The organism is Aureimonas flava (assembly GCF_003583935.1).
GTDB classification, from domain to species: Bacteria; Pseudomonadota; Alphaproteobacteria; order Rhizobiales; family Rhizobiaceae; genus Aureimonas; species Aureimonas flava.
This window is the reverse complement of record NZ_QYRN01000004.1, coordinates 286,036-297,479: the sequence shown is the minus strand read 5'-3', so window position 1 is coordinate 297,479 and position 11,444 is coordinate 286,036. Positions and strand designations below refer to the sequence as shown.

General features: G+C 66.6%; 15 protein-coding genes and 3 tRNA genes. 5 read left to right on the top strand and 13 right to left on the bottom strand.

Annotation, left to right across the window (positions count from 1 at the left end; all coding sequences use genetic code 11):
* Positions 1-210: 210 nt before the first annotated feature.
* The 10 genes from rplL to tuf form a co-directional block, all read right to left on the bottom strand.
* Complete coding sequence (gene rplL, locus D3218_RS09160) at positions 211-585, bottom strand: 50S ribosomal protein L7/L12 (RefSeq protein ID WP_119539713.1); 375 nt, start codon at positions 583-585, stop codon at positions 211-213.
* Between the two features lie 51 nt (positions 586-636).
* Entirely contained in the window at positions 637-1,155 is a 519-nt protein-coding gene (gene rplJ / locus D3218_RS09155) for a 50S ribosomal protein L10 (protein WP_119539711.1), read from the bottom strand.
* Between the two features lie 369 nt (positions 1,156-1,524).
* Positions 1,525-2,226, bottom strand: coding sequence for a 50S ribosomal protein L1 (gene rplA / locus D3218_RS09150; protein WP_119539710.1), 702 nt, complete (start codon positions 2,224-2,226; stop codon positions 1,525-1,527).
* Between the two features lie 5 nt (positions 2,227-2,231).
* Positions 2,232-2,660 carry a 50S ribosomal protein L11 gene (gene rplK / locus D3218_RS09145; protein ID WP_119539708.1) on the bottom strand — a complete coding sequence of 143 codons (429 nt, stop codon included), beginning with the start codon at positions 2,658-2,660 and terminating at the stop codon, positions 2,232-2,234.
* Between the two features lie 146 nt (positions 2,661-2,806).
* Positions 2,807-3,337 carry a transcription termination/antitermination protein NusG gene (gene nusG / locus D3218_RS09140; protein ID WP_061938778.1) on the bottom strand — a complete coding sequence of 177 codons (531 nt, stop codon included), beginning with the start codon at positions 3,335-3,337 and terminating at the stop codon, positions 2,807-2,809.
* A 24-nt stretch (positions 3,338-3,361) separates the two neighbouring features.
* Positions 3,362-3,562: a preprotein translocase subunit SecE gene (gene secE, locus D3218_RS09135; RefSeq protein ID WP_119539707.1), complete on the bottom strand. Its 201-nt coding sequence runs from the start codon at positions 3,560-3,562 to the stop codon at positions 3,362-3,364.
* Between the two features lie 134 nt (positions 3,563-3,696).
* A tRNA-Trp gene (locus D3218_RS09130) sits at positions 3,697-3,772 on the bottom strand.
* Between the two features lie 51 nt (positions 3,773-3,823).
* Positions 3,824-4,681: a 3-deoxy-manno-octulosonate cytidylyltransferase gene (locus tag D3218_RS19715; protein WP_168990469.1), complete on the bottom strand. Its 858-nt coding sequence runs from the start codon at positions 4,679-4,681 to the stop codon at positions 3,824-3,826.
* Positions 4,682-4,685: 4 nt separating this feature from the next.
* The gene (locus D3218_RS09120) at positions 4,686-5,384 is read right to left on the bottom strand and encodes a glycosyltransferase family protein (RefSeq protein WP_119539705.1); all 699 of its coding nucleotides are present in this window, start codon (positions 5,382-5,384) and stop codon (positions 4,686-4,688) included.
* A gap of 141 nt (positions 5,385-5,525) precedes the next feature.
* Positions 5,526-6,701, bottom strand: a complete 1,176-nt coding sequence (gene tuf / locus D3218_RS09115; protein WP_119539704.1) for an elongation factor Tu — start codon at positions 6,699-6,701, stop codon at positions 5,526-5,528.
* A gap of 184 nt (positions 6,702-6,885) precedes the next feature.
* On the opposite strand from tuf, the gene D3218_RS09110 reads away from it, so the two are divergent.
* Both D3218_RS09110 and D3218_RS09105 read left to right on the top strand, forming a co-directional pair.
* The gene (locus D3218_RS09110; RefSeq protein WP_119539702.1) at positions 6,886-7,065 is read left to right on the top strand and encodes a hypothetical protein; all 180 of its coding nucleotides are present in this window, start codon (positions 6,886-6,888) and stop codon (positions 7,063-7,065) included.
* A complete protein-coding gene (locus D3218_RS09105; protein WP_119539701.1) occupies positions 7,066-7,689 on the top strand; it encodes an exopolysaccharide biosynthesis protein in 624 nt (207 codons plus the stop codon).
* 23 nt (positions 7,690-7,712) lie between these two features.
* Here the strand turns inward: D3218_RS09105 and D3218_RS09100 are convergent.
* Positions 7,713-7,786 (bottom strand) — tRNA-Gly (locus D3218_RS09100).
* A gap of 14 nt (positions 7,787-7,800) precedes the next feature.
* Positions 7,801-7,885 (bottom strand) — tRNA-Tyr (locus D3218_RS09095).
* Positions 7,886-8,054: 169 nt separating this feature from the next.
* Between D3218_RS09095 and rlmB the strand changes: the two genes are divergently transcribed.
* Positions 8,055-8,906, top strand: coding sequence for a 23S rRNA (guanosine(2251)-2'-O)-methyltransferase RlmB (gene rlmB / locus D3218_RS09090; protein ID WP_119539899.1), 852 nt, complete (start codon positions 8,055-8,057; stop codon positions 8,904-8,906).
* 14 nt (positions 8,907-8,920) lie between these two features.
* On the opposite strand, the gene D3218_RS09085 is transcribed toward rlmB, so the two are convergent.
* Positions 8,921-9,130 (bottom strand): hypothetical protein, encoded by a 210-nt coding sequence (locus D3218_RS09085; RefSeq protein WP_136625078.1) that lies wholly within the window; start codon positions 9,128-9,130, stop codon positions 8,921-8,923.
* Positions 9,131-9,293: 163 nt separating this feature from the next.
* Between D3218_RS09085 and D3218_RS09080 the strand changes: the two genes are divergently transcribed.
* Positions 9,294-9,833, top strand: coding sequence for a TRAP transporter small permease subunit (locus D3218_RS09080; RefSeq protein WP_119539698.1), 540 nt, complete (start codon positions 9,294-9,296; stop codon positions 9,831-9,833).
* Positions 9,834-9,857: 24 nt separating this feature from the next.
* Positions 9,858-11,429 carry a TRAP transporter large permease gene (locus tag D3218_RS09075; protein ID WP_119539696.1) on the top strand — a complete coding sequence of 524 codons (1,572 nt, stop codon included), beginning with the start codon at positions 9,858-9,860 and terminating at the stop codon, positions 11,427-11,429.
* Positions 11,430-11,444 lie beyond the last annotated feature (15 nt).

The following is an 11,444-nucleotide window of genomic DNA, read 5'->3' as shown; positions in this document are numbered from 1 at the left end:
TTTCGCCGGGGAGGCGAAAGCCGGGCCGTCAGCGCCGCCGAAGCGGCTCGCCCGCGTCTTCCGAAGCCAGGGAGGCCATGGGTTCGGAACACGTGGGCATCGGATCGCGGGAGGCCGTCATGGCCGTTCGCTCGATCCGAGCACGGAAGGCGGAACGGCAAACTGCCGCCCCGCCCGCCAGTTTCTGATGCAAGACGCCCGAAGGCCGTCTTACTTGACGTCGACCTTCGCGCCAGCCTTCTCGAGCTGGTCCTTGATCTTGGCGGCCTCGTCCTTCGTGGCGCCTTCCTTGACCGGCTTCGGAGCGCCGTCGACCAAGTCCTTGGCTTCCTTGAGGCCGAGACCCGTGATCGCACGGACTTCCTTGATGACGTTGATCTTGTTCGCGCCGGCGTCGGCGAGGATCACGTCGAACTCGGTCTTCTCCTCGACCTCGGCAACCGGGCCAGCGCCACCGGCGGCGGCGACGGCGACCGGAGCGGCGGCGGAGACGCCCCACTTCTCTTCGAGCATCTTCGAGAGCTCGGCGGCCTCGAGGACGGTCAGGGCCGACAGGTCTTCAACGATCTTGGCGAGATCAGCCATTGTAGTCTTCCTTTACGGTTCGAATGTTCTGAATTAGCTGAGGAACGAGCCTCACGCCGCTTCGTCCTTCTTGGCATACGCCGCGAAAACGCGCGCGAGCTGAGCCGCGGGCGCTGCAACGACGCCTGCGATGCGGGTCGCCGGGGTCTGGATCATGCCCACCAGCTTGCCACGCAGTTCGTCGAGCGACGGAAGGGCGGCCAAAGCCTTCACCCCTTCCGCATCGAGGGCGGTGGTGCCCATGGCGCCGCCGAGGATCACGAGCTTGTCGTTGCCCTTGGCGAAGTCGTTGGCCACCTTCGGCGCCGCGATCGGATCCGTGGAATAGGCGATCAGGGTCTGGCCCTGAAACAATCCCTGGATCGTCTCGGCGTCCGTGCCTTGAAGAGCGATTTGGGCGAGGCGGTTCTTCGCGACTTTGACGGTGCCACCCTGCGCGCGCATCTTCGACCGAAGGTCGTTCATCTGCGCGACGGTGAGACCGGCGTAACGAGCCACCACGATCGCGCCCGAGGCCTTGAAGGTCTCGTTCAGCTCCGTGACGAACTCGCGCTTTTCCGCTCTGTCCACTGCCACTCTCCAGTTGGAGCGCACCCTTGCGGCTGCACTCCGGTTGCCGTTTGCCGCCCGGCGAACCGGACGACGCTCGAGGATCCTGTCCCCTTGGCTTCTGGATTCCGCGATGGAACCGGCAGTCGCAGCAAGGCATTCAGAGGTTCGAACCGAAGGTATCGGCCGCGAGGCCAACGAATTCGGATCTTTCCCCGTCTCATGCGGGCTTGGCGATTAAGAGGGATCGGCCGGCTGACCGCTCCATCGCCCGCAATCTCGGACAGGAAGACGAAGGCCGGAGCCTTCGTCCTTTTCCGCCCGGCCGATGCCGCGCGGAAATGTTGAGGGAAGCCGCCGAGATAGGTCGACGGCGTCCCGGATTCAAACCTACTCGGCCGCGCGAACGGTCGAGGGATCGATCTTGATGCCCGGGCCCATGGTCGAGGACACGGCGACGCGCTGGACGTAGTTGCCCTTGGCGCCGGTCGGCTTGGCCTTCTGGACCGCGTCGGCAAAGGCGCGGATGTTCTCCAGCAGAGCCTCGGCGCCGAAGCTCGCCTTGCCGATGCCGGCGTGAACGATGCCCGCCTTCTCGACGCGGAACTCGACGGCGCCGCCCTTGGAGGCCTTCACGGCCGCCGCGACGTCGGGCGTCACGGTGCCGACGCGCGGGTTCGGCATCAGGCCGCGCGGGCCGAGCACCTTACCGAGACGACCGACGAGGCCCATCATGTCCGGGGTCGCGATGGCGCGGTCGAAGTCGATCTGACCGCCCTGCACCTTCTCCACCAGATCCTCGGCACCCACGATGTCGGCGCCGGCGGCCTTGGCCTCCTCCGCCTTGTCGCCGCGAGCGAACACGGCCACGCGGACCGTGCGGCCGGTGCCGTTCGGCAGGTTGACGACGCCGCGGACCATCTGGTCGGCGTGGCGCGGATCGACGCCGAGGTTCATCGCGACTTCGATCGTCTCGTCGAACTTCGCCGACGCGCGATCCTTCAGAAGCGAGACGGCCTCGGACAGGTCGTACAGCTTCTCGCGATCGATGCCCTCACGAGCCTTCGTGATGCGCTTGCCAATCTTCGCCATGGTCTTCAGCCCACCACTTCCAGGCCCATGGAACGGGCGGAGCCCAGAACCATCGCCATCGCCGCATCGACGTCGTTCGCGTTCAGATCCTTCATCTTCTTCTCGGCGATCTCGCGGACCTGGGCCTGCGTGACCGTGCCGGCCTTGACCTTGCCGGGCTCCTTGGAGCCGCTGGTCAGCCCGGCGGCCTTCTTGAGGAAGAAGCTCACGGGAGCCGTCTTCATCACGAAGGTGAAGGACTTGTCGACGTAGTAGGTGATCACCACCGGGACGGGGGACCCCTTCTCCATCTCCTGGGTCTGCGCGTTGAACGCCTTGCAGAACTCCATGATGTTGATGCCGCGCTGACCCAGCGCAGGACCGATTGGCGGCGACGGGGTCGCCGAGCCGGCCTTGACCTGCAGCTTGAGCTGGCCCGCTACTTTCTTAGCCATTCGCTTCTGCCTTCATCTTGGACCGGCGAACCGGTCGTTCGGCCGCCGCAGCGGCCACGCAGGAGTGCGGTGCGGCTCCGACATGGCCGGCTTGAGCCATGTCCGCCTTCCGCACGGGGTTCGGACGGCGAAGCCGCCCTTCCCGGTCAGACCTTCTCGACCTGACCGAATTCGAGATCCACCGGCGTCGCGCGCCCGAAGATGGACACCTCCACCTTGAGCCGCGCGCGCTCCTGGTCGACTTCCTGGACGACGCCGTTGAACGAGGCGAACGGACCGTCGGACACGCGCACCTGCTCGCCCACGTCGAACAGCACCGTCGCCTTGGGGCGCTCCACGCCTTCCTGAACCTGGTTCAGGATGTGGTTCGCCTCGGCTTCCGAGATCGGCACCGGGCGGTTGTCGGGGCCCAGGAAGCCGGTGACCTTCGGCGTGTTCTTGATGAGCGAGAACACCTGGTCCGTCAGCTCGGCCTTCACGAGCACGTAGCCCGGAAAGAACTTGCGCTCCGAATCGACCTTACGGCCGCGCCGCACCTCGACCACCTTCTCGGTCGGAACGAGGATCTTCTCGAACTTCTCCGACAGGCCCTTCTGGCGAGCCTGTTCCTCGATCGACTCGGCGACCTTCTTCTCGAAGTTCGAATAGGCGTGGACGATGTACCAGCGAGCGGTCATTGAATTCCTGCTTCTGTCCGGCGATCAGCGGCCGGCGCTCATGATGTAGCCGATCACGAAGGCGATCAGCTGGTCCGCCACGAAGAGGAACGCGGCGGCGAAGGCGACCATGACGAACACCATGACCGTCGAGATGAGCGTCTCGCGGCGGGTCGGCCAGGTCACCTTGGCGACCTCGGAGCGGACCTGCTGGAGGAACGTGAATGGGTTAGTCCTGGATGCCATGTACCGCTCACGACTGCGGGCGCGCAAAAGCTGGACGGCCAGCCCCACGCGCCACGTGTCTGTTAAGCTCTACATAACCGGAGCCCCCGTGATTCACAAGGGGCAAGGGGTGGACAATTTGCGCGGAAGATCCATGGCAGGGGCAGAGGGGCTCGAACCCCCGACCTGCGGTTTTGGAGACCGCCGCTCTACCAACTGAGCTATACCCCTGTGTGCCGAAGCGGGTCCTCGAATAATGCGGACGCGCCCGTTTGGCAAGCTCTATCCCCGCCCCTCGGCCGCGTCCCGCTCGGCGATCCTCGCTTTCCGCGTCTTGGGCTTCATCGAGCGCAACCAGTCGGCGAAACGCCGCTGCGTCCGGGTCGTGCGAAGGAGATCGTCGATCGCGGCATTCGCGCCGTCCAGCCGCTCGGCCAGCACCTCGGCCGACACCAGCGCGACCTCCGCGCGCGAGACGTCTGGGAACCGGCGCGCGATCGCGCCAAACAGATCGTCGCCGGCGACACCCGCCGTCTCGATTCGCCCCTCCCGCAGGAGAAGCCGCTGGACGATCTGCTCGAAGGTCCAGTCGTGGTCCGTGAAGAGCTTCCAGCGCCGGGAGCGGCGCGCCGTGAACCCGGCCAGCACGATGCGCGTGCCGGCGCAACGCTCGACCAGGAACAGCGCCAAGGCGAAGCCGCTCGTGGCGACCTGATCGGATGGATAGAAGCCGTCCATGGCGCCCGCCATGTCCAGATGCCCGACCGGCACGGCCCCACCGAACTCCGCCGGCGCGCTGAAGCGTTCGTGGCGGCCGGAGCGAAGGTTGCAGATGCCCAGGAAGCGAGGCCCGCGCACGAGACGCAGCACGTCCTCGACCTCCCGGCGGTAGACGATGTTGGCGCCCGCGCGGCTGGAGCGCGCGACGAGGAGGCACGCCCCGTCGAACGGGGTGTCCAGCACCTTGTAGACCTTGTTGAAGAAGACGAAGAGCGCGTCCGGCCCGTATCGCAGGCGGAGGTCGCCGATCCGCACGGCATCGCTGTTGGCGACGAGCACCACGGTGGGGTAGCGGGCGAAGACGGCGGCCCAGCGTTCCGCCGCCTGCGCATCGCCCTCCAGCGGCAGCGCGTCGCTCACGCGTTCAGGCCTTCGGCGCGCGCTGCGTGACGTCGAGCACCCGGTCGCGCATCGCGAACCATTCCTCGGCGTAGTCGTCGTCGCGGTACTCGTCGAAATACGGGCCGCCGTCGGTGAAGTGGACGTTCTTGGCGGCCGGGTCGTGGTCGTATTCGTTGACCAGCCAGTTCCAGGCGGCGGGCAGCTCGCCGATCTGGCCGTCGTTCTCCAGCCACTTGAACTGGTGAAGCTCGAGCCCGGTGGCGGTGTTGACGAAGTCGGGCGATAGCGCGCGGCACTTGGCGTTGTTGAAGAGCATCACGCTCGACCAGTTCTTTTTCTCGTACTTGGTCTGCACCTGACCCAGGAACTTGGTCTCGACCTTGGGCTGGTAGTCGTGCTGGACGCACATCACGGCCGCGTTTTCGTCGCGCAGCGCCCAGAGTTCGGCGATGTCCGCACGCATCAGCATGTCGCAGTCCATGAACAGGCTCCAGCCCTCGTAGTGCGAGAGGTACGGGACCAGGAAGCGCGAGAAGGAGAATTCGGTCGACTGGAGAGCGTTGCGCTCCCGGGTGAACGTGCCTTCGAGGTGCGGCAGCACGATCGGGCAGAACATGACCGGCATCGAGGCGTGCTCGATGATGCTCTGCGCCAGCACGTGGTAGGCGACGACCTCCTTGGAATCGAAACCGATGAAGACGCGCGCGATCTCGGCAGCCATGGATGCTTCCCTTTCCGTTCGCCCAAGCTTCTAGAACCGTGCCCCGCCCGGAACAAGCGAGAACGCCTCCAATCTGGCGGGGCGGCACAAACGAAAACGGGCCCCGAAGGGCCCGTTCGCATGCGGTTCGACGTTCGAGACTTACTCGACGATGCTGGCGACGATGCCGGCGCCGACGGTGCGGCCGCCCTCGCGGATGGCGAAGCGCAGCTTCTCCTCCATGGCGATCGGAACGATCAGCTTGACGTCCATCGTCACGTTGTCGCCCGGCATCACCATCTCGGTGCCCTCGGGCAGCGTCACCACGCCCGTCACGTCCGTCGTGCGGAAGTAGAACTGCGGACGGTAGTTCGTGAAGAACGGCGTGTGGCGTCCGCCCTCCTCCTTGGTCAGGATGTACGCCTCCGCCATGAAGCGCGTGTGCGGCTTCACCGAACCCGGCTTGCACAGAACCTGGCCGCGCTCAACGCCCTCGCGGTCCACGCCGCGAACCAGCGCGCCGATGTTGTCGCCCGCCTGCCCCTGGTCCAGAAGCTTGCGGAACATCTCGACGCCCGTCACCGTCGTCTTCTTCGAGTCGCGGATGCCCACGATCTCGACTTCCTCGCCCACCTTCACGATCCCGCGCTCCACGCGGCCCGTCACCACCGTGCCGCGGCCCGAGATCGAGAACACGTCCTCGATCGGCATCAGGAACGGCTGGTCAACCGGACGCTCCGGCGTCGGGATGTAGGCGTCGACCTCCTTCATCAGCTGACGCACCGCGTCCTCGCCGATCTCCTTGTTGGAGTCCTCCAGCGCCGCCAGCGCCGAGCCCTTCACGATCGGAATGTCGTCGCCCGGGAAGTCGTAGGACGACAGAAGCTCGCGGACCTCGAGCTCCACCAGCTCCAGAAGCTCCGCGTCGTCGACCTGGTCCACCTTGTTCAGGAACACCACGATCGCCGGAACGCCAACCTGGCGCGCCAGGAGGATGTGCTCGCGCGTCTGCGGCATCGGGCCGTCCGCCGCCGAACACACCAGGATCGCGCCGTCCATCTGCGCCGCGCCCGTGATCATGTTCTTCACGTAGTCCGCGTGACCCGGGCAGTCCACGTGCGCGTAGTGACGGTTCTCCGTCTCGTACTCCACATGCGCCGTCGAAATCGTGATGCCGCGAGCCTTCTCCTCCGGCGCCGCGTCGATCTGGTCGTACGCGCGGAACTCGCCAAAGTACTTCGTGATCGCAGCCGTCAACGACGTCTTCCCGTGATCAACGTGACCAATCGTCCCGATGTTCACATGCGGCTTGTTACGCTCGAATTTGCTCTTCGCCATGATCTCTACCTTGCGCCTAGCACGACAGGGCCGCGACATAGCGAGTGACAGGGCGAAACACAAGCGGCACCCGGTGCACGGGTCGCGCAACCGTGAAGCGGAAGCGCGGATCGCGGCCGGCGACGGCCGGCACTTTGCGGCCAGCCGCGCGTTTCCCCTCCCGGTTCATGCAGGGAGAAACAGGATGTCCAACACGCCGATGGAAGAGAGCGGCCACGCGCTGCCGGACACGGAAGCCGAGGAACTGGCGGCCAAGCACGGCATCAGCCTGGAAGAGGCCAAGCGCCACATTCGCGAGCAGGGACACAGCCACGCCAGCAAGGACGGCGCCGCCGAGGCCGCGAAGATGAAGCCGCCGCAGTGAATGACGCAGCCAGCACTCGATGACGAACGCCGGCTCGTGACGGCGGAGGTCGGCGGCGTCGGCGCGACGCTGGACGAACTGGAGCGGGTGGCGGCAGAGGGCGACGCCGTGACGCTGAGGACGATCGTCGAAGCGTTCGACGCGCGCAGCTACGGCCCTTTCCTTCTGGTGCCCGCGCTTCTGGAGATGTCTCCCATCGGCGGCGTTCCGGGACTGCCGACCCTGATCGCCTCGATCGTGGTCCTGTTCGCGGCTCAGATCCTTCTCGGCCGCGAGACGATGTGGCTGCCCGGAATCGTCGGCCGACGCTCCGTCGCGTCCGCCAAGTTCCTCGCGGCGGTGCGCTGGCTGCGTCCGGGTGCCCGTTTCATGGATCGCTGGTTTCGTGGGCGTCTGACGCCGCTGACGCGTGGCCCCTTCCTCAAGGATGCCGCGGTAGCGTGCATCCTCCTGTGCCTGACGGTGCCGCCGCTGGAACTCGTGCCGTTCGCCAGCACCGCTCCGATGGCCGCCATCGCCGCGTTCGGCCTCGCCATCCTCGTGCGCGACGGGGCGCTGATGGTTCTCGCCTACGCGCTGACCGCCCTCGCCTTCGGCGTCGGGTTCAGGCTCTGGACCGCGTGATCGCGTAAGACGGCATCGGACGATGGAGCGGGTAGAGGGAATCGAACCCTCGTATTCAGCTTGGAAGGCTGCTGCTCTACCATTGAGCTATACCCGCGCCGGGTGGGTGAATGGTGGAGGGAGTTGGATTTGAACCAACGTAGGCTAAGCCAACGGATTTACAGTCCGTCCCCTTTAACCACTCGGGCATCCCTCCAGGTCACCCTGCGCCCTTGGGGGGCGCGGGAAGCGGCGGGAAGTCCCGTTCGCTTCGAGCGGCGTTATGGCGACAGGCCGGCTCCGTGTCAACATGCGGATGACGCCCGCATGACCGATGCGCGAACGCCCCGCTTTGCGACGGCCCCGAAGTCCGATAGATGCCGCGCATGACCGACCGACCCAAGAGCCACACCCCGAAGGACTCGCACTACGCACGGCTGCGCCGGGCGCATCGCGACCAGGCGGGAACCGCCGCCGCGCAACCGTCGCGGCCGCGCAAGCCGCAGCATGCCGGAAAGCCCGCGCCGGCCGACCGGGTGCGTCTCTACGGCATCCATACGGTGCAGGCGGCCCTTGCCAATCCGCGCCGCCGATTCGTCCAGCTCTACGTCACGCGCAACGCGCTGAACCGCCTCGAACTCGACGAGGCGGCTCCGCCCTGCCCGGTCGAGATCGTAGAGCCGCGCTTCCTGGACCAGGAGCTCGGCTCGGACGCGGTGCATCAGGGCGTGCTCCTAGAAACCGCGCCCCTGCAGCCCGCTCGCCTGTCGGACCTCGGGGAGACCGATCTGGTGCTCGTGCTCGACCAGGTGACCGATCCGCACAACGTGGGGGCGATCCTGCGCTCGGCGGTCGCGTTCGGCGCGGGTGCCGTGGTGACCACGTCGCGCCACTCGCCGCAGGAATCGGGGGTGCTGGCGAAGTCCGCGTCCGGCGCGCTGGAGCTGATCGCCTATGTCCAGGTGACCAACCTCGCGGATGCGTTGGGCGAGATGAAGGATCGCGGGTTCCGGACGATCGGCCTCGATTCGGCGGGCAATGACGAACTGGAGCCGGCGCTCGACGGCGGCCGGCTGGCACTGGTTCTGGGCTCGGAGGGCAAGGGGCTGCGGCAGAAGACGCGCGAGACGGTGGACGTCCTGGCGCGGCTCGAGGTTCCCGGTGCGATCCGTTCGCTCAACGTCTCGAACGCAGCCGCCGTGTCGCTCTACGCGGCGCGCCGCCATCTGCGGAAGTAGACCCGGGCCCGCCGTTACCCTTCCGCCGCCTCGACGCTGCGCGCGAGCGCGGCGGCATAGACCTCGGCGAGCGACCCGAAAGCCCGTGGGGCGGCCTGCCCCTCCGGCGGCGCCCGCTCGGCCGCGCGCTCGCGCATCCGCCGCAGAAGCAGGAGCTCGAACCGCAGCTCGCGCGACAGGGCCGCCACCCTGGCGGCCTGCCGTTCCATCCGCGCCCGTGTCATCGCGCTCTCCCGCCTCGTAGCCTCTCCTTTCGCCTCGGCGCGTGCGCGCCATTTGCGCTCGGAGAAAAATGTCTGGCCTTGCCAGCATTTGCTGTCGTAGGCCACATGAGCGTCGCAGGTCTGCCACGATCGGTGTGCCCGCGACCCAATCGAAGGAGAGGTGATGGGGTTTCTTCTGGCCTTCAGCCGAGGCGTCGACAAGCTCAACGCGGGCTTCGCGGTGATCGCGGAATATCTTGTTCTGTTCGCGGTTCTCATCAGCGCCGGCAACGCCCTCCTCCGCTACACTTTGAACATGAGTTCGAACGGGCTGCTGGAAATCCAGTGGTACATGTTCGCCGGCATCGTGCTGCTGGGCGCGTCCTACACGCTGCGCCTCAACGAGCACGTGCGGGTCGACTTGCTCTACTCAACGTTCGGCACGCGGGGCCGGCTCTTGATCGACATCTTCGGCTTCATCGTCCTGTTCCTGCCCGTCATCGGCTACCTGTTCTCCCTGACCTTCCCGTTCTTCTGGCGCTCCTTCCTCAGCGGGGAAACGTCCATGAACGCGGGTGGCCTGATCCTCTGGCCCGCCAAGGCGAGCCTGCCGCTCGGCTTCGGCCTCCTGTTCCTCCAGGGCTTGTCGGAACTGGTGAAGCGGTTCGCGGCGCTGGCCGGCCTCATCACGATCGAAACCAAATACGAGAAGCCGCTCCAGTAAGCGGCCAGGCGGGGAACTAGCAGAATGTTCGCATACGGACCGATGCCGCCGCTGATGTTCGGCGGCATGATCGTCTTTCTCCTGATGGGCTTTCCCGTCGCCTTCTCGCTGGCGGCGGTGGGCCTGCTGTTCGGCGCGCTCGGCATCGCGTTCGACCATTTCAGCCCGGCGCTGCTCAACGCGCTGCCGCTTCGATTCTACGGGGTGATCTCGAACGATCTCCTCCTGGCGATTCCGTTCTTCACCTTCATGGGCGCCATCCTGGAGCGGTGCGGCCTCGCGGAGGATCTGCTTGAAGGGTCGGGGCAGCTCTTCGGCCCCAAGCCCGGCGGCCTCGCCTATGCCGTGGTTCTCGTCGGCGCGGTTCTGGGCGCGATCACCGGCACCGTGGCCGCTTCGGTCATCGCCATGGGCGTGGTGTCGCTGCCGGTGATGATGCGCTACGGCTACGACAAGCGGCTGGCGACCGGCGTGATCGCCGCCTCGGGCACGATCACGCAGGTCATTCCGCCCTCGCTCGTGCTCATCATCCTGGCCGACCAGCTCGGCCGTTCGGTGGGCGACATGTATGCCGGCGCAATCGGCCCGGCGCTGCTGCAGATCCTTCTGTTCCTCGGCTTCATCTTCGTGATGTCGAAGCTGCAGCCACACAAGATGCCGCCGCTGCCGCCCGAGGCCCGCACCAAAAGCGGAGCCGAGCTCCTGTGGCAGGTCGCCAAGGGCATGGTGCCGTGCCTGGCGCTGATCTTCCTGGTGCTCGGAACGATGTTCCTCGGCCTTGCGACGCCCACGGAGGCCGGCGCGATGGGCTCGGTGGGCGCGATCCTCCTGGCGGCGCTGCACCGGCGCCTGAGCTGGACGCTGACGCGTCAGGCGATGGCCACGACGATGCGCCTTACGGCGATGGTCGTCTTCATCCTGATCGGCTCCACCGTGTTCAGCCTGGTGTTCCAGGGCATGGATGGCGGCCACTGGATCCAGTACCTCCTGTCCCACATCCCGGGTGGCGTGGTCGGCTTCCTGATCTTCGTCAACGTCTTCGTGTTCTTCGTGGCGTTCTTCCTCGACTTCTTCGAGATCGCCTTCATCATCGTGCCGCTGCTCGCGCCGGCCGCCCACGCGCTCGGTATCGACCTGATCTGGTTCGGCGTGCTCCTGTGCGTGAACATGCAGACCGCCTTCATGCACCCGCCCTTCGGCTTCGCGCTGTTCTATCTGCGCGGCATCGCACCGGCGAGCGTGAAGAGCTCGGACATCTACCTCGGCGCCATTCCCTGGCTCGGGCTCCAGCTCATCCTCGTGGTGATCCTGATCGCCTGGCCTCAGTCGGTGACCTTCTTCCTCAAGAAGGAGCGCGTGGTCGATCCGGCGAGCATCCAGCTCAACGTTCCCATGCCCGGCGCTGCCGCGCCGACGGCCGGCATGGGGGCGCCTCCGTCCTTCGGCGCCCCGGCGGCGCCCTCGTTCGGGGCCCCGCCCCCGCCCAGCTTCGGCGCACCGGCGGCCCCGAGCTTCGGTGCGCCATCGACGGGACCCGCGCCCGCGCCGGCAACGCCCGCGCCGCCGAGCTTCGGGAGCCCCGCGCCCCAGCAGTGAGCCCAAGAAGAAGGG